Origin of the sequence: Stenotrophomonas sp. B1-1, from assembly GCF_010894375.1 — a bacterium.
Lineage (GTDB): Bacteria > Pseudomonadota > Gammaproteobacteria > Xanthomonadales > Xanthomonadaceae > Stenotrophomonas.
This window is the reverse complement of sequence record NZ_JAAIUZ010000004.1, coordinates 51,299-68,737: the sequence shown is the minus strand read 5'-3', so window position 1 is coordinate 68,737 and position 17,439 is coordinate 51,299. Positions and strand designations below refer to the sequence as shown.

The window sequence follows — 17,439 nt, the reverse complement described above, 5'->3', positions numbered from 1 at the left end:
CGGGCATGGGCGCCGGGCAGGGCCTGGCGCTGCCGGGGATGCTGCGCACCCGCAGCGCAACATGGGAATTGCGCCCAGCGCTCTATAATCCGCGTTTTCCCCCTGACGAGTTCCACCCGATGGCGCAGCAAACGATGAAGGCCCTGGTCAAGCGCGAAGCCGCCAAGGGCATCTGGCTGGAAGAGGTTCCGGTTCCGACCCCGGGCCCGAACGAGGTACTGATCAAGCTGGAAAAGACCGCCATCTGCGGTACCGACCTGCATATCTACCTGTGGGACGAGTGGAGCCAGCGCACCATCAAGCCGGGCCTGACCATCGGCCACGAGTTCGTCGGCCGCATCGCCGCGCTCGGCTCGGCCGTCACCGGCTACGAGATCGGCCAGCGCGTCTCGGCCGAAGGCCACATCGTCTGCGGCCACTGCCGCAACTGCCGCGGCGGCCGCCCGCACCTGTGCCCGAACACCGTCGGCATCGGCGTCAACGTCAACGGCGCCTTCGCCGAATACATGGTGATGCCGGCCAGCAACCTGTGGCCGATCCCCGACCAGATCCCGTCCGAGCTGGCCGCCTTCTTCGACCCGTACGGCAATGCCGCGCACTGCGCGCTGGAATTCGACGTCATCGGCGAGGACGTGCTGATCACCGGCGCAGGCCCGATCGGCATCATCGCCGCCGGCATCTGCAAGCACATCGGTGCGCGCAACGTGGTGGTCACCGACGTCAACGACTTCCGCCTGAAGCTGGCCGCCGACATGGGCGCCACCCGCGTGGTGAACGTCGCCAACCAGTCGCTGAAGGACGTGATGAAGGAACTGCACATGGAGGGCTTCGACGTGGGCCTGGAAATGAGCGGCAACCCGCGCGCGTTCAACGACATGCTCGACTGCATGTACCACGGCGGCAAGATCGCCATGCTCGGCATCATGCCCAAGGGCGCCGGCTGCGACTGGGACAAGATCATCTTCAAGGGCCTGACCGTGCAGGGCATTTACGGCCGCAAGATGTACGAGACCTGGTACAAGATGACGCAGCTGGTGCTGTCCGGCTTCCCGCTCGGCAAGGTGATGACCCACCAGCTGCCGATCGACGATTTCCAGAAGGGCTTCGACCTGATGGAAGAAGGCAAGGCCGGCAAGGTCGTGCTCAGCTGGAACTGATCCTCGGTTCCGCGCGCGAATGGTAGGTGCCGAGCTTGCTCGGCACGCTCCGGTAGTGAAAAAGGCGCCCATCGGGCGCCTTTTTCGTGGACGACAGCCGCGTCGGATCAGTTGCCGATGGCAACCGACAGCATCACGCGGCTGTGCGCCAGCTTGCCGGAGTTGTAGCGGCCGTCGCTGTCGGTGCCGTAGTAGCCCAGGCCCACGTTGAACATGCCGAACTGGCGGCTGACGCCGACGTTCCAGTCGGTGTAATCCTTGGCGATGCCCTTTTCGAAGGTGCTGCGGCCGACATTGGCGCTCAGCGTGAAGTCCTGCGGCAGGCCCCACTCGCCGCCCAGCGCGTAGTACCAGCCATCGGTGCTGCTGTTCCACACGTCGTTGCTGTAGGCCACCGTCAGCTTGTAGGTGTCATCCAGCGTGGTGGTGGTGATCAGCTCGTTGTAGTTCAGCTCGCTGGCACCGGGATAGGTGTAGCGGTTCAGCAGCACATCGAAGTTCAGGCGCTCGGTGGCGTCAATGCCGTAGCCGATCTGGTAGTCCACTTCGACGCTCGGGTCGCCCGGGCCGAAATCCACGCCCGAACCCCACACGCCGGCATACAGGCCGACCGGGCTGGTGTAGGTGAAGCCGGCCTGCAGGGTCGGATCTTCGTCGGTCTGCGATACGCCACGGAACAGGTAATCGGAAACAGCGGTGACATTCCAGCTGTAAGGCGACTCGGCCTCCTGGGCGCTGGCGGCAAACGGGGCCAGGGCAAGGGCGGCGGCAAGGGACAGGCAGGCACGGGCGTGCTTCATGGGCGTCTCCGGTGGGGGGCGGTGGCGTGGAAGGCGGAAGCGGCAACCGGGCCAGACAGGGCCGGTTCACGAATTTTTAACCCGTTTGCTATTGCGATGCAACATGTGCCGGCCATGGCGGTGGCGCGCCCTGCCCGGTCGACGGCCCGGGTTGCCCGGTAGAATCGGTGGTTTCCCGTGCTGAGCCGTGCCCACGCCATGACCGACGCCTCCTCCGCCCTGACCCGCCATTACGCCGACGAACTGGACGCCATCCGCGCCCAAGGCCTGTTCAAGTCCGAGCGGATCATCACCAGCCCGCAGTCGGCCGAGATCACCCTCGACGATGGCCGCACCGTGCTGAACTTCTGCGCCAACAACTACCTGGGCCTTGCCGACCACCCGGACCTGATCCAGGCCGCCAAGGACGCGCTGGACAGCCACGGCTTCGGCATGGCCTCGGTGCGCTTCATCTGCGGCACCCAGGACCTGCACAAGCAGCTGGAAAAGCAGATTGCCGACTTCTTCGGCAAGCAGGACACGATCCTGTACGCGGCCTGCTTCGACGCCAACGGCGGTCTGTTCGAACCGCTGCTCGGCGAGAACGACGCGATCATTTCCGACGCACTGAACCACGCCTCGATCATCGACGGCGTGCGCCTGTGCAAGGCCAAGCGCTTCCGCTACGCCAACTGCGACATGGCCGACCTGGAAGCGCAGCTGCAGGCCGCTGATGCGGCCGGCTGCAAGACCAAGCTGATCACCACCGACGGCGTGTTCTCGATGGACGGCTTCATCGCCCCGCTGGACGAAATCACCGCGCTGGCGAAGAAGTACAACGCACTGGTGCACATCGACGAATGCCACGCCACCGGCTTCCTCGGTGCCAGCGGTCGCGGCTCGGCCGAAGTGAAGGGCGTGCTGGAAAAGATCGACATCATCACCGGCACCCTGGGCAAGGCCATGGGCGGCGCGCTCGGCGGTTTCACCTGCGCCAGCGCCGAAGTGATCGAACTGCTGCGCCAGCGTTCGCGCCCGTACCTGTTCTCCAACTCGCTGCCGCCGCACGTGGTGGCCGCCGGCATCAAGGCTTTCGAGATGCTGGCCGCCGCCGATGATCTGCGCAGCACGCTGGTGCAGAACACCACCTACTTCCGCGAAAAGATGGTCGCCGCCGGTTTCGACGTGAAGCCGGGCGTGCATCCGATCAGCCCGGTGATGCTGTACGACGCACCGCTGGCGCAGAAGTTCGCCGAGCGCCTGCTGGAAGAAGGCATCTACGCGATCGGCTTCTTCTTCCCGGTGGTGCCCAAGGGCCAGGCGCGCATCCGCACCCAGATCAGTGCCGCCCACACCCGCGAGCACCTGGACCGCGCGATCGATGCGTTCACCCGCATCGGCGTGGAACTGGGCGTGATCAAGGGTTGATCAGGTCCGGGGTCGGATCCCTTTCCGCAGGAAAGGGCTCTGACCCCATCAAGCAGAGCGTGCCGACCAAGGTCGGCACCTACCGGGCCTGATGGCGTGCTGACCCCACCGCGCATAGCGTGCCGACCAAGGTCGGCACCTACCGGGGCTTAAAGGTCGGCACCTGCCGGTGCTTACTTCTTCTTTTTCTTCTTGTCCTTCGGTTCGTCCTTGCTGGCCACCACCACCGGCTTGGCGGCGGCGTCCTGCGCGTTGCCCTTGGCCACGCGGATGCCGTTGGCCTTCATCCAGGCGTCGAACTGGTCGGCGGTCATCTTCTGGTCGCCGTTGCTCATCATGAAGCGGTAGCTGCCGCGGCCATCCAGTTCCGGGGTCTTTACCTCCACCACCGGCGCCTCGGCCGGGGTTTCGGCCTTGGCCACCTTCTTGTGGCCGCTGCAGGCGGTCAGCACGGCCAGCGGCAACAGCAGGCCGGCGCAGCGCAGGGTTCGGTTGAGGGTCGGGTACATGGGCACACTCCGTTCAAGTAAATCGAAAACCAGGCGCCCCCTACGCCTGGAACGGTGGCTGGCCGCGGCCAGCCGTGGGCCGGACTTCAGCCCGGTGCAGCAGCCACAAGCTGCTGCTGGTCGCTGACCTGCAGCTCCCGCCATTGCCCCTTGCCGAGATCGCCAAGCACCAGCCCGCCGATCGCGACCCGGACCAGGCGCAACACCTGCAGGTCGAAGGCCGCCAACAGGCGACGGATATGGCGGTTGCGGCCCTCGTCGAGCACCACCTCCAGCCACGCGGTCTTGTCGCCGCTGCGCAGGACGCGCACGGCACGGGCCACCAGGAACTCGCCCTCGTCTTCAATACCGGCCTGCAGCGCCGCCAGGGTGGCGTCGTCGGGCAGGCGGTCGGTCTGCACGTGATAGGTCTTGTCCGGCCCGGTCTGCGGATCGGTCAGCCGCGCGGCCCATTGCGGGTCGTTGCTGAACAGCAGCAGCCCTTCACTGGCCTTGTCCAGGCGCCCCACCGGGGCGATCCACGGCAGGCCTGCACCATCGAAACAGCGGTACACCGTGTCGCGCCCACGCTCGTCCTGGGCGGTGGTCACCACCCCGCGCGGCTTGTTCAACATCAGGTACAGGCGCTGCGGCGGCGCCAGCGGCTGGCCATCCACCTCGATCGGCGGTGCCGGGCTGGCAATCGGGAATTCGGGGTCACGCACGATGCGCCCGGACACGCGCACGCGCCCTTCGGCAATCCAGCGCGCGGCTTCGGTACGCGAGCAGACGCCCGCCTTGGACAACACGCGGGCCAGGCCATGGCGAACCCCGGCCGGTGCCGCAGTGGCATTCGCACGCCCACGCGGTGCGTGGGCGCGGGCGGCGGGGGTGGCAGGTGGGCGGCGCGTGCGCAAGCCTCTGCTCCCCGCGCGGCTTACTTCTTCTCGCCCGGCTTGGTTTCAGCCGGTGCTTCGGTGGCGGCCGCCGGCGCCGCGGCCGGTGCCGGGCGTGCCTTGACCACACGCACGCCGCGCGCCTTCATCCAGGCGTCGAACTCTTCGGCGGTCATGCGCTTGCCGTTCTGGCTCATGTCAAAGCGCCACGGCGTGTTGTCGAACTCGGTCTGCGGCTTGTACGCGGCCGGGTCGTTCGGCTTCACCGCCGGCGCACTCGGAATGGCCTTGGCAATGTTCTGGCAGCCATCGATGCGCAGACGCTGCAGCACCTGGTCCAGCGACTGCGACGGATCGTAGCTGCTGCCCAGCACGCCGGCGGACATGCCCAGCTGGCTGCCGCGGATGTACAGCTCGTCGGCCACCGGCGCGATGGCGGTGGCCGGCAGGGGCAGCGGCGACGCGCTGGTGTTGACCGAGCAATCAACCGCGGCGTGGGCAGCGGGAACCAGGGCCAGCGCCAGAACGGCGGCCGATGCAGAGCGGAACATGAGGGGCATCCACGAAAGGAAGTGACGCGGCGAGTTTAGCAATGCCGCCACAGCTTTCAAGCGGAACCTTCAATGAATACGGCAACTTGTTGGTTTTCTGGAAAAAAAGCCGATGGACGGTTGTCTTTGCGCGGTACCCGCACATTCCCTGGCTCCACAAACAACAAGACCCGGCCGAAGCCGGGTCCTGCTGTGTCTTACTGGCAGAGCGTCAGAACTTAGTTCTGGACGTTCAGCTCGGTACGACGGTTCTTGGCGCGACCTTCCGGGTTGTCCGAACCATCCGGGTTGGTGTTCGGAGCAATCGGACGGCTCTCGCCGTAGCCGATCGGGCCGACCAGACGCGAAGCGTCCACGCCGTTCTGGGTCAGGTAGTTGTACACCGCGGTGGCGCGACGCTCGGACAGCTTCTGGTTGTAAGCGTCGGTACCCTTCGAGTCGGTGTGACCGGCCACTTCAACGCGCAGATCCGGGTAACGCTTCAGGATTTCCGAAGCTTCCGACAGGATGGCCACAGCGTCCGGACGCAGGTTCGACTTGTCGAAGTCGAAGTTCACGCCCTTCAGGTCGATCGAGACCGGCACCGGGCAACCGTCCGGACCGATGGTCTGACCCGGCTGCGAGTTCGGGCACTTGTCGTCGCAGTTGTTGACGCCGTCACCGTCGTCGTCCAGGTCGGCGCAGCTCGGGGCAACCGGAGCCGGAGCCGGGGCAGCAGCCACCGGGGCCGGGCCCAGCGGGATCACGACGCCGACCGAAGCCAGCACGTCGCCGAACCAGCTTTCGTCGCGAGCGGCAACGCTCTGGTCGTCGAAATCAGCGCGGTAGGCCACTTCGGCGCGGACAGCAACGCGCTTTTCGAAGGTGGTCTGCAGGCCGACGCCCAGCTTGGCCGACAGGTTGCCGTCCTTGCGCTCACGCGGACCGTTGTTGTCCAGGGCAGCGTACTCTTCCTCGGACTTCTGGTAGCCCAGGCCACCGACGATGTACGGGTTCCAGCCGCGGCCTTCCTGGATGAAGTGGCGACGCAGGTCGAACGACACGCCGTACTGCGACCAGTTCAGATCCTGGTTGGCGTCGAAGTTCGGGTTCTGGTAGTTCAGCTCACCGTCCAGCGACCAGTTCGGGCTGATGAACTTGCCCAGACCCAGGGTGACGAACGGGGCATCATTGGTCAGACGGTCGCTGTCCTGGAAGTTGAAGCCAGCCGAACCGGTCAGGTACCAGCGGTCATCGAACTCCTGCGCCGACGCAGCCTGGGCGAAAGCCAGACCGCCCAGCAGCGCGGCAGTAAGGATCTTCTTGTTCATTGAGTACAGCTCCTATTTCGGGGGTATGAAACCGGTAGAGGCATGGGCCAGCACTACTGCGTCGATGTTCAGACAGCCGATTCAGCACGCCACCGCCGCGAACATTATGCTCAGGCGGGTGAAGGTCATGTTAACAGTCCCGTAACATGTGAAGCGTCGTACCCGACCAGCCACCGGTCCGACGTTGAAACCCTATACAGGATCATGAAAATCCGCAATACCCCCGTGGCACAAGGGTTTGAGGGGCATTAAGGACACAATGTGACAACTGTGGAAAAGGGAAACTCGCGACGATTCAGCGCGCGCCCATCGAGGTGAGGAACCTTATGATGAACGCACGAACCGAGCCGGAGTCATGATGAAAGCCGTCGCCCTGTGTCGTGAATCTCTGCCTGCGCTGCAGGATGTGCAGTTGCCTCCGCCCCTGCCTCCGCGGGGGCGTGATCTGCTGGTGCGGGTGCAGGCGATCTCGGTCAACCCGGTCGATGGCAAGCAGCGCGCGGCCACCACCGGGGCCATGCTCGACCGGCCCCGGGTACTCGGCTGGGATGCGGCCGGGGTGGTGGAGGCGATCGGTGAAGAGGCCAGCCTGTTCGCTTCCGGCGACGAGGTCTATTACGCCGGCGACGTGACCCGCCCGGGCTGCAACGCGCAGTACCAATGGGTGGATGAACGGCTGGTGGCGCGCAAGCCCACCACGCTGGATTTCGCCGAAGCTGCCGCCCTGCCGTTGACCACGCTCACTGCGTGGGAGCTGCTGTTCCAGCGCATGCCCTTGCAGCTGGACGGGCGCCGCCATGCCGGGCAACGCCTGCTGGTGATCGGCGGCGCCGGCGGTGTGGGCTCGATGGCGATCCAACTGGCCCAGCACGCCGGTTTCGAGGTTATTGCGACAGCGTCGCGCGAAGCGTCCGTGGACTGGTGCCGACGGATGGGCGCGGCCCATGTGATCGACCACCGCCAGCCCCTGCAGCCGCAGTTGCAGGCGCTGGGCGTGGACAGCGTGCAGGTGGCCCTGAACCTGGCTGACACCGACCATTACTGGGACGAACTGGGGCAGATCGTGGCGCCGCAGGGCCACGTCGGGCTGATTGTCGAGCCACGCGGGCCGCTGCGCATCGGCGATCCCTACAAGGCCAAGTGCATCGGCATCCACTGGGAATTCATGTTCGCCCGCGCGCGATTCCAGACCGCCGACCAGATTGAACAGCACCGCATCCTCAACCGTGCAGCCAGCATGATCGACGCCGGCCAGCTGCGCGGCACCCTGAGTGAAGTGGTGGGCAGCATCAACGCCGCCAACGTGGAGGCAGCGCATGAGCGCCTGGCCAGCAGGCGCACGATCGGCAAGCTGGCGCTGTCCGGCTGGGAATAACGGCCGGGTAGAGTCGAGCTTGCTCGACTGACAAGGCCGGTAGAGTCGAGCTTGCTCGACTTCGCGAGACGACAGTCGAGCAAGCTCGACTCTACCCCCATGCCGCCGACTGTGTGCGCGGATTGCCCGGCATCTGTATCTATTGCAGCGCGGAATTCGGGATTACGGTGGCAACAGTTGCCCTCCCCCATCCCCGAGTCCCCCATGCCTACCGCCCTGCCCCTGCGCCTGCTGCAGTTGATCACCGGCCTGTTCCTGTACGGCTTTGGTGCTGCCCTGATGATCCGCGCCGGCATCGGCGTCGCCCCGTGGGATGTGCTGTCGCAGGGCATCGCCGCGCAGACGCCGCTGTCGTTCGGTCTGGCCACCAACGCCATCGGCGCGCTGGTGCTGCTTCTGTGGTGGCCGCTGCGGCAGAAGCCCGGCGCCGGCACCGTGCTGAACGTGCTGCTGATCGGGCCCTCGGCGCAGATCGGCCTGTGGCTGCTGCCGCCGGCCACCGCGCTGGGCTGGCAGCTTGCGCTGTTCACCGGGGGTCTGCTGCTGGTCGCCCTGGCCACCGGGCTGTACATCGGCGCGCGCCTGGGCCCGGGCCCGCGCGACGGCCTGATGACCGGCCTGCACGCCCGTACCGGTTGGCCGATCTGGAAGGTGCGCAGCCTGATTGAAGGCAGCGTACTGCTGCTGGGCTGGTGGCTGGGCGGCGATGTCGGCCTGGGCACACTGGCCTTCGCCGTGTTGATCGGGCCGTTGTGCGGCATCACCCTGGGCTGGTTCGGCATCGGCCGCGCCCCGGCGGCGGGCGCCGCCCCCCGCCCGGCGAGCGCGCAGCGCGGCGTGGGGTGATCGGTCGCGGCCGCGGCGCCCCTTGCCCCGGCCGCCGTTTCACGGCACGCTTCGCGCTTCCGTACGCAAGCGTATCGACATGTCGCCAGCCAACGAAACCGCCTACCCGAATCTGTTCGCCCCGCTGGACCTGGGCTTCACCCAGCTGCGCAACCGGGTTCTGATGGGCTCGATGCACACCGGCCTGGAAGACCGCGCCCGTGACTTCCCGCGCCTGGCCGCCTACTTCGCCGAGCGTGCCGAGGGCGGCGTGGGCCTGATCGTCACCGGCGGCTTCGCGCCCAACGTGGTCGGCTGGCTGAAGCCGTTCGGCGGCAAGCTGTCCTGGCCCTGGGAAGTGCGCCCGCACCGCCAGCTCACCGCCGCCGCACACCAGCACGGCGCGAAGATCTGCCTGCAGCTGCTGCATGCCGGGCGCTATGCCTACCATCCCCTGTCGGTGGCACCTTCGAAGCTGAAGGCACCGATCAACCCGTTCACCCCGCGCGCGCTGTCGGCCAGCGGCGTGGAGCGCCATATCGCCGATTACGCGCGCAGCGCCCGGCTGGCCCGCGAGGCCGGCTACGACGGCGTGGAAGTGATGGGTTCGGAGGGCTACCTCATCAACGAGTTCATCGCCCCACGCACCAACACCCGCAGCGACCGCTGGGGCGGCGATGCCAGCCAGCGCATGCGCTTTGCGGTGGAAATCGTGCGCCGCATCCGCGAGGCCTGCGGGCCGGATTTCATCATCATCTACCGCCTGTCGCTGGTGGACCTGGTGGACAACGGCAGCAACTGGGAAGAGATCGTGCAGCAGGCCCAGGCCATCGAGGCCGCCGGCGCGACGATCATCAATTCCGGCATCGGCTGGCATGAGGCGCGCATTCCCACCATCGCCACGTCGGTGCCGCGCGCCGCGTTCGCCGGGGTCACCGCCAAGCTGAAGCCGCACGTGAAGGTGCCGCTGGTGGCCACCAACCGCATCAACATGCCCGACGTTGCCGAGCGCATCCTGGCCAGTGGCGGCGCCGACATGGTGTCGCTGGCCCGCCCGCTGCTGGCCGACTCGCAGTGGACGAACAAGGCGCGCGCCGGCCGCCCGGAGGCCATCAATACCTGCATTGCCTGCAACCAGGCCTGCCTGGACCATGTGTTCGAAAACAAGCTGGCCAGTTGCCTGGTGAACCCGCGCGCCGCGCACGAAACCGAACTGGTCTACCGCCCCACCGCTGCGCCGAAGAAGATCGCCGTGGTCGGCGCCGGGCCGGCCGGGCTGGCTTGTGCCACGGTGGCCGCCGAGCGTGGCCACCAGGTCACCCTGTTCGATGCCGGCGATGAGATCGGCGGCCAGTTCAACGTGGCCAAGCGCATTCCCGGCAAGGAAGAGTTCCACGAGACCCTGCGCTACTTCCGCCACAAGCTGGCCGAAACCGGGGTGGACGTACGCCTGGGCACCCGCGCCGACGCCACCGCGCTGGCCGGCTTCGACCACGTGGTGCTGGCCACCGGCATCGTGCCGCGCCGGGTCGATTTCCCCGGTGCCGACCACCCCAAGGTGGTGAACTACCTGGACGTGCTGCTGGGCCGGGTGCAGGTGGGCGCCAGCGCGGCGATCATCGGCGCCGGCGGTATCGGCTTCGACGTGGGCGAATTCCTCAGCCATGACGGTCCCTCACCTGCGCTGGACCCGCAGCGCTGGATGGCCGAATGGGGCGTGGACGCCCGCTTCGAGGCGCGCGGCGCGCTGGCCACGCCCGTGGTGGAAGCCTCGCCGCGGCGGCTGTGGCTGCTGCAGCGCAGCCCCGGCAAGCCCGGTGCCCGCCTGGGCAAGACCACCGGCTGGATCCACCGCGCCACGCTGAAGGCCAAGGGCGTGCGCATGCTCGGTGGCGTGGAGTACCTGGGCGTGGACGATGCCGGCCTGCGCATCCGCGTGGACGGCAGCGAACAGCTGTTGCCGGTGGACCACGTGGTGATCTGCGCCGGGCAGGAACCGCAGCGCGCGTTGCAGGCCGAACTGGACGCTGCGGGCATCACCGCGCAGCTGATCGGCGGTGCCGACGTGGCGGCAGAACTGGATGCAAAACGCGCGATCAATCAGGGCAGTCGCGTCGCCGCCGCGCTCTGATTTGTAGATGAATGGGGGCGCAAATGTGATTTCCGTCACCGCCCCCGAAGCTGAATGTCAAGCCGAGCGATTCAGGAAGCGTTCGGTAACAGCCCCCTACCTTGCGCCATCTTTCCGCTCACCAGCCAGTTTCCGGTGAGCCGGTGCGGTCCTCCCTGATCGGTTCGTGATCAATGTTTTGGAGGCCGCCCACGGGGCGGCCCCGATGGCCGCCTCCCCATCACGCCAAGTCGTACCAGCCCCCCGGCCGGCCCCCGCAGCCGGAACCGCGCGGTGCGGCCCATACGGAGCAAGGAGTCATATGAAACTGGCCTGGATTCTCTGGCTGTCGCAGTTGTTGCCGCAGCCGGCGGCTGATTCGCTGTGTTTGAGCACCACCGTTTACCTGGAAGCCCGCGACCAGACCCTGCGCGGCCAGCAGGCCGTGGCCGAAGTGGCCCTGCGCCGCCTCGACAGCGGGCTGTGGGGCGATTCGATGTGCCAGGTGGTGACCGCGCGCAAGCAGTTCGCGCCCACCCTGGTATCGCCCGGCACCCAGCTGGGCAACGATGCCGCCTGGAGTGAAGCCATGAACGTGGCCTTCGACGCCGAGCGCAACTGGGCGCTGCCGGCCGGCGAACGCCGCGAGATCGTGCCCGGCGCCAGCCACTTCGCCGCACTGGCCATTGCCAGCCCGAACTGGCGCAACGCCTACCAGGTGGCCACCATCGGCGATCACACCTTCTATAAGGTGCAGAACCTCAAGCCTCGCCAGTCGTAACGATCTGTTGCCGGCGGCAGCGTTGCCGCCGCTGCCGGGGCTCTGGGATAGTGGGTGTTTCCACCACGCCCTACCCTGGAGTTCCCATGAAGCTGTACAGCAAGCCCGGTGCCTGCTCCACCGCCGACCACATCGCCCTGCAGTGGACCGGCCAGCCGTTCGAAGTGGAACTGCTGAACAAGGACACCCTGAAGGGTCCGGAATTCCTGAAGATCAATCCGGCAGGCGCCGTCCCGGCGCTGGTCGATGGCGACTTCGTGCTGGTGCAGAACGCCGCCATCATGGGCTACATCGCCGACAGCTTCCCGCAGGCCGGCCTGGGCGGCGATGGCAGCCCGCGCCAGCGCGCCGAAGCAGCCCGCTGGCTGTCCTTCGTCAATTCCGACGTGCACCCGGCGTTCTCGCCGCTGTTCGCGCCGGGCAAGTTCATTGCCGACGAAGGCCAGTACGATGCGGTCCGTGCCGCCGCCCACAAGCGCCTGCGCGCGCTGTTCGAAACCGCCGACAAGCAGCTGGCCGACAAGCCCTGGCTGGCCGGTTTCCGCAGCTTCGCCGACCCGTACTTCTACATCACCCTGCGCTGGGCAGCCGGCACCAAGGTGGACCTGTCCGGTCTGGACAACCTGGCCGCCTACAAGGCGCGCATGGACGCCGACGCCGGCGTGCAGGCCGTGCTGAAGGCCGAAGGCCTGGCCTGATGCCAGTGCGGGGTCGGATCCGCCTGCGCAGCAGGCGGCTCCGACCCCATCGGCTTCACCGCTACGCTCAACCGATCTCGCGGATCACGTTGCCCTTGCCGTCGCGCAGCTGGGTCGGCACCACCTCGATCTGCAGCGCCGCATCCAGCGGGTACACCCCGCGCTGCGCCGGAAGCGCCGCAGCCGCCTGCAGGCCGGCCTCGTCCAGCACCCAGTACGCGCTGTCATCGTCGATCCCGCTGGCAGCCTCTGCCCCGCCCGGGGCGAACGTCCACTGCCGTTCACCACTGACCAGTTCCAGCGGCTTGCCGTGGCGCAGGCGAAGGCCCAGCAGTTCGGCAACGCTGTGCACCTGGCCCGCGCCGAGCACCAGCGTGGTCACGCCGTCCTGCTGGCGCCAGTGCAGCGTCTCGACGAACAGCATGCCGGTAGTCGACCCTTCGCGCTGGCTGCCTTCCTGCACCTGCGCGGCCAGCACCGGATCATCCAGCAGGTTGCCGCGGTGCAGATCGCTGATCCACAGCGGCATCGCCGGCTGCAGCACCTGCAGCACGCCGCGGGTCGACCAGCGCTTGATCGCTTCCATTTCCTCGTCGGTCAAGCCAACCAGCTGCAGGAACTGCAGGTGACCGTTGGTGGTGTCGCGCGGCGGCAGCTGCGGGTCGGCCACGAAGGCCAGGTGGCACAGGCGGGTGTCGGTCTCCAGCGCGATCGGGCCGTTGGCATTCAGATGGTGGCCATCCTCGAACACGTTGCCGCTGCCGAACACATAGCGGGCCAGGTTCTGCAGCAGGTTCATCGGCCACACCGGCGGGGTGCTGCCGGCGCTTTCACCGGCACTGGCGGCCAGGCGGAAGGTCAGCTCGAACCCATAGCCACTGACCTGCGCATCGCTGCTTTCCTTCGCATACAGCTCGGAAAAGCCGTAGGTCACGTAGTGCCAATGCGGTTGCGGCGCATCGGCCCAGTACACGCTGATGCCATCCAGCGGATCCTGGCCGCCCAGCGTATAGGGCAGTGCCGTGCCGAAATGCTGCGGCGTCTGCCCGGCATACAGCGGCGCCAGGGCCGCATTGATCGCATCCCAGCCGGGGGTATCGGTGTCGTCGATGTCGTCCTGCACGTGGCGCTTCCAGTGGAAAGAGCAGGCCACTGTACGCCCTGCATCAGCCGGGCACGACCCCGGCGACGGTGGTGGCCAGGCGCGCCTGGGTTTCCTGCCACCAGCGCTGGGCCAGTGCCGGGCTGCGCGCACTGCCCACGGCCGCAAGCAGTTCTGGGCACAGCCGCTCCAGTGCCAGCGCATCCTTGCAGCGCTCGATCTTCAGTTGCAGGAAGTAGCCCTTCAGGCCCAGATGGCGGCGCACCGCCTCGCTCATTGCGTCATACAGCTGCTGGTAGAGCGCCGGATCCTGTTCGCGCCCACTGCTGATGCCGCGCGTGGGCACCACGTCGGCGGCGCCGCCGACCACCTCGATCAGGCCCATCGCGCTGAGCTGCTGCAGCGCATCCGGTGGCGCACGCAGGCCTTCGAACAGCGCCTGCAGTTCAGTGTCGTTGCGTTGCCCGTCGACCATCAGCAGCAGCGAACGCAGCGCCGCCGGCAAGCGCCGGCCGCGGTCTTCGATTTCCTGGCGGCCAGCGGCCGTCTTGCCATGCAGCAATGCCATGCATCCCCCTTGCCTGGTGCGCCGTATCTGCGCGCCCTGCGGGGCGCGCTCCCCAAGGCCGAGCTTAGCGCATGTTCCGGGGGAGGTAGAGTCGAGCTCGCTCGACTGCCCCTGATCGCCCGGTAGAGTCGAGCTCGCTCGACTGCTCTTGGCTGGGCAGTCGGGCAAGCTCGACGCTACCGGCCTGTCAGAAGCAGTCGAGCAAGCTCGACGCTACCGGGGCAGCGGTCAGCGCCCCAGCGCGCGGCGGATCTCTTCCAACGCGCCCGGATCGTCCAGGGTGGACAGATCGCCCGGATCGCGCTGTTCGGCCAGCGCCTGCAGCGAGCGCCGCAGCAGCTTGCCCGAGCGGGTCTTGGGCAGCGCGTTGACCACATGGATGTGCGCCGGCCGCGCCACCGCACCCAGTGAAGCGGTAACGGCGGCCATCATCTCGGCCACCACCGGCGCCGGATCATCGCCCTGCAAGCCCTGCTTCAGGGTGACGAACACCAGCGGCACCTGCCCCTTCAGCTCGTCCTTCACCCCGATCACCGCCGCCTCGGCCACGCGCGGGTGGCCGGAAATGGCTTCCTCGATCTCACGCGTGCCCAGCCGGTGGCCGGCCACGTTGATCACATCGTCAGTGCGGCCGAGGATGAAGGTGTAGCCATCGTCATCGCGGATCGCCCAGTCCAGCGAGCTGTACAGCAGTTCCTTGAAGTGGCTGAAGTAGCTCTGCATGAAACGCGCATCGTCGTTCCACACCGTGCTCATGCAGCCCGGCGGCAACGGCGGGGTGACCACCAGCACGCCCTTCTGCCCAGCGGCGACTTCTTCACCCGTGTTCTCATCGATCACCTTCATGCGGTAACCGAGGTTGGGGAAGCCCGGCGAGCCGAAGCGCACCGGCTTCATGTCCAGCCCAGGCAGCAGGGTCAGCGCCGGCCAACCGGTTTCGGTCTGCCAGTAGTTGTCGATGATCGGCTTGCCCAGCGCATCGTTGATCCAGTGCGCGGTAGGCTCATCCAACGGCTCGCCGGCCAGGAACAGATACTTCAGTGCATCCAGGTCATGGCGGTGGATGAAGTCGGCATCGTGCTTCTTCAATACGCGGATCGCCGTAGGCGAGGAAAACATCGTGCGCACGCCGTACTGCTCGCACAGCGCCCACCAGATGCCCGGGTCCGGGTTGGTCGGAAGCCCTTCGTACAGCAGTGACGTGCAACCGCCAATCAGCGGGCCATACACGTTGTAGGAATGGCCGACGGCCCAGCCCACGTCCGAGGTGGAGAACATCACCTGGCCCGGACGGCAGTCGAACACCGTTTCCATCGACTGCGCCATGGCCACCGCATAGCCGCCCACATCGCGCTGCACGCCCTTGGGCTTGCCGGTGGTGCCGGAGGTGTAGAGCAGATAGCTGGGCTCGCTCGATTCAAGCCAGGTGACCGGCACATCCACTTCACCCACCTGCGCGCGCAGTTCGGCGTAGTCCACATCGCGCCCCGGCACGCGCGGTTCGGCAGCATCCAGCCCGCGCGAGACGATCAGCACATGCGGCGGCGGATTGGCCGCCTCGGCACAGGCGGCATCGACCATGCCCTTGTACGGAATGACCTTGCCACCGCGCATGCCGGCGTCGGCGGCGATCAGCAGTCTGGGCTTGGCATCGTCGATGCGCAGTGCCAGGTTGTGCGCGGCAAAGCCACCGAACACCACCGAATGCACCGCGCCGATGCGCGCGCAGGCCAGCATGGCGAACACGGCTTCGGCCATGTTGGGCATGTAGATCACCACCCGGTCGCCCTTGCCCACGCCCAGGTGCTGCAGCACCGCAGCGAAGTCATTCACTTCGCGATGGAGCTGGCGGTAAGTGATCTCGCGGGTGACATTGGTTTCGGTGGACACCGCCACCAGCGCCAGCTGGTCGGGGCGATCAGCCAGGTGGCGATCGACGGCGTTGTAGCAGAGATTGGTTTCACCGCCGACGAACCAGCGGCGGAACGGCGGGTTGGTGTAATCGAGCACCTGCTTTGGCGGCGTATGCCAATGGATGCGCCTGGCTTCCTCGCCCCAGAATGCCTCCGGCTCGTCGATCGAGCGGCGGTAGGTTTCTTCGTAGTTCATGACGCAGCCCTCCCAGACAAAGTCATGGCTTCGAGCATAGTGCCGGGCTGGCGGCCGGGCCGCCCTACCTTGGTAGGGGGTGGGTGTGGTCTGCAGGGCTTGCAGCCCTGCACCTGCTGACGTCAACGTCAACGTCAAAAGCTGGCTTCCTGGGGATGGCGGGGTGGGTCCGGTTGCGGGGGACGCCGTAAACCCGTCCATGGGGGCTTGGCCGCGGCATCCATGCCGCGGACACCTCCGCAACCGGACCCACCCCGCCTTCGACGGTTTCCTGCGATCTGTCGGTACCGCGTTCTGCTCTGGTAGGTGTCGACCTTGGTCGACACGAATGAATTCATTCGATATCTGACCGATGTGTCGACCAAGGTCGACACCTACCAACAGCCACAGGAATCTGTCAGAGGCGGGGCGGTGTCGGTGGGCAGGACCGCAGGCGCCATGGACGGGTTTACGGCGTGTCCTGCAAGCCCACACCGCCCCGCCATCCCACCGAATGCCCGCTTTTGCTGTTGCTTCAGTCGAGCATGGCTCGACTCTACAGCAGGTGCAGGGCTGCAAGCCCTGCCGAAGCCCCTAGAACGGCGCCGCGGACTCGAATGCCAGTGCAGCACCCGTTACCGGGTGCGTGAACGCCAACGCGCACGCGTGCAGATGCACCCGCTGCGCCGGCGCGGCGCCATACAGCACGTCACCGACGATGGGATGGCCAAGACTGGCCATGTGCAGGCGCAACTGATGGCTGCGGCCGGTCACCGGCTCCAACGCCACGCGCGTAGTGCCCGCCTCCACATCGCGCGCCAACACCTGCCAGCGCGTCAGCGCCGGCTTGCCGCGCGCGTGGTCGACCATCTGCTTCGGCCGGTTCGGCCAATCGACGATCAGCGGCAGGTCCACGTCACCGGCATCGTCGGCCAGCAGGCCCTGCAGCACGGCCTCGTAACGCTTGCCCACCTGCCGTTGCTCGAACTGCATCGACAACGCCGCCTGCATCGCCTTGCCGCGCGCATGCAGCAGCAGGCCCGACGTCACCTGGTCCAGCCGGTGCACGGTCAGTGCATCCGGGCATACCGTCTGCAGGCGTGTAACCACGCAGTCCTGGTTTTCCTCGCTGCGGCCCGGCACGGACAGCAGGCCGGCCGGCTTCTCGGCCAGCAGCATCGCGTCATCGATGTAATGCAGGTGGATCATCGGTGTCCGTAGTCATTCAAACGAAAACGGGGAAGCCGAAGCTTCCCCGTTTTCTGCGTACCGGGCTAGGCCCG

At 66.9% G+C, this 17,439-nt stretch carries 16 protein-coding genes; 7 read left to right on the top strand and 9 right to left on the bottom strand.

The annotated features are described in order from the left end of the window. Positions 1-134 precede the first annotated feature (134 nt). Complete coding sequence (gene tdh, locus G4G00_RS02345; RefSeq protein WP_049404249.1) at positions 135-1,157, top strand: L-threonine 3-dehydrogenase; 1,023 nt, start codon at positions 135-137, stop codon at positions 1,155-1,157. Between the two features lie 107 nt (positions 1,158-1,264). Here the strand turns inward: tdh and G4G00_RS02340 are convergent, their stop codons facing one another. Then, a complete protein-coding gene (locus G4G00_RS02340) occupies positions 1,265-1,957 on the bottom strand; it encodes a TorF family putative porin (protein ID WP_108752294.1) in 693 nt (230 codons plus the stop codon). A 198-nt stretch (positions 1,958-2,155) separates the two neighbouring features. Between G4G00_RS02340 and kbl the strand changes: the two genes are divergently transcribed. Continuing rightward, positions 2,156-3,364: a glycine C-acetyltransferase gene (kbl, locus tag G4G00_RS02335; RefSeq protein ID WP_108752293.1), complete on the top strand. Its 1,209-nt coding sequence runs from the start codon at positions 2,156-2,158 to the stop codon at positions 3,362-3,364. 173 nt (positions 3,365-3,537) lie between these two features. Here the strand turns inward: kbl and G4G00_RS02330 are convergent, their stop codons facing one another. The 4 genes from G4G00_RS02330 to G4G00_RS02315 form a co-directional block, all read right to left on the bottom strand. Beyond that, positions 3,538-3,873 (bottom strand): hypothetical protein, encoded by a 336-nt coding sequence (locus tag G4G00_RS02330; protein ID WP_108752292.1) that lies wholly within the window; start codon positions 3,871-3,873, stop codon positions 3,538-3,540. Positions 3,874-3,959: 86 nt separating this feature from the next. After that, complete coding sequence (locus tag G4G00_RS02325) at positions 3,960-4,769, bottom strand: pseudouridine synthase (RefSeq protein WP_108752291.1); 810 nt, start codon at positions 4,767-4,769, stop codon at positions 3,960-3,962. A gap of 20 nt (positions 4,770-4,789) precedes the next feature. Then, positions 4,790-5,299 (bottom strand): hypothetical protein, encoded by a 510-nt coding sequence (locus G4G00_RS02320; protein WP_164270972.1) that lies wholly within the window; start codon positions 5,297-5,299, stop codon positions 4,790-4,792. 218 nt (positions 5,300-5,517) lie between these two features. Next, the gene (locus G4G00_RS02315) at positions 5,518-6,609 is read right to left on the bottom strand and encodes an OmpA family protein (protein ID WP_108752289.1); all 1,092 of its coding nucleotides are present in this window, start codon (positions 6,607-6,609) and stop codon (positions 5,518-5,520) included. 358 nt (positions 6,610-6,967) lie between these two features. Between G4G00_RS02315 and G4G00_RS02310 the strand changes: the two genes are divergently transcribed. The 5 genes from G4G00_RS02310 (at position 6,968) to G4G00_RS02290 (ending at position 12,398) form a co-directional block, all read left to right on the top strand. Continuing rightward, a complete protein-coding gene (locus tag G4G00_RS02310) occupies positions 6,968-7,984 on the top strand; it encodes a zinc-binding alcohol dehydrogenase family protein (protein ID WP_108754733.1) in 1,017 nt (338 codons plus the stop codon). A gap of 204 nt (positions 7,985-8,188) precedes the next feature. Continuing rightward, positions 8,189-8,830: a hypothetical protein gene (locus G4G00_RS02305; protein WP_108752288.1), complete on the top strand. Its 642-nt coding sequence runs from the start codon at positions 8,189-8,191 to the stop codon at positions 8,828-8,830. Positions 8,831-8,909: 79 nt separating this feature from the next. Beyond that, positions 8,910-10,940, top strand: a complete 2,031-nt coding sequence (locus G4G00_RS02300) for an NADPH-dependent 2,4-dienoyl-CoA reductase (RefSeq protein ID WP_164270970.1) — start codon at positions 8,910-8,912, stop codon at positions 10,938-10,940. 301 nt (positions 10,941-11,241) lie between these two features. Then, a complete protein-coding gene (locus G4G00_RS02295; RefSeq protein ID WP_108748678.1) occupies positions 11,242-11,700 on the top strand; it encodes a cell wall hydrolase in 459 nt (152 codons plus the stop codon). An 86-nt stretch (positions 11,701-11,786) separates the two neighbouring features. Next, positions 11,787-12,398 (top strand): glutathione S-transferase N-terminal domain-containing protein, encoded by a 612-nt coding sequence (locus tag G4G00_RS02290; RefSeq protein WP_108752286.1) that lies wholly within the window; start codon positions 11,787-11,789, stop codon positions 12,396-12,398. Positions 12,399-12,465: 67 nt separating this feature from the next. Here G4G00_RS02290 and G4G00_RS02285 read toward each other — a convergent pair whose 3' ends face one another. From G4G00_RS02285 to G4G00_RS02270, 4 genes are all read right to left on the bottom strand, one after another. After that, complete coding sequence (locus G4G00_RS02285) at positions 12,466-13,521, bottom strand: suppressor of fused domain protein (protein ID WP_164271145.1); 1,056 nt, start codon at positions 13,519-13,521, stop codon at positions 12,466-12,468. Positions 13,522-13,564: 43 nt separating this feature from the next. Then, positions 13,565-14,068 (bottom strand): hypothetical protein, encoded by a 504-nt coding sequence (locus tag G4G00_RS02280; protein ID WP_108752284.1) that lies wholly within the window; start codon positions 14,066-14,068, stop codon positions 13,565-13,567. A 228-nt stretch (positions 14,069-14,296) separates the two neighbouring features. Continuing rightward, on the bottom strand, positions 14,297-16,177 hold the full coding sequence (gene prpE, locus G4G00_RS02275) for a propionate--CoA ligase (RefSeq protein WP_164270968.1): 1,881 nt from the start codon (positions 16,175-16,177) through the stop codon (positions 14,297-14,299). A gap of 573 nt (positions 16,178-16,750) precedes the next feature. After that, positions 16,751-17,365 (bottom strand): RluA family pseudouridine synthase, encoded by a 615-nt coding sequence (locus G4G00_RS02270; protein ID WP_164270966.1) that lies wholly within the window; start codon positions 17,363-17,365, stop codon positions 16,751-16,753. Positions 17,366-17,439: the final 74 nt, after the last annotated feature.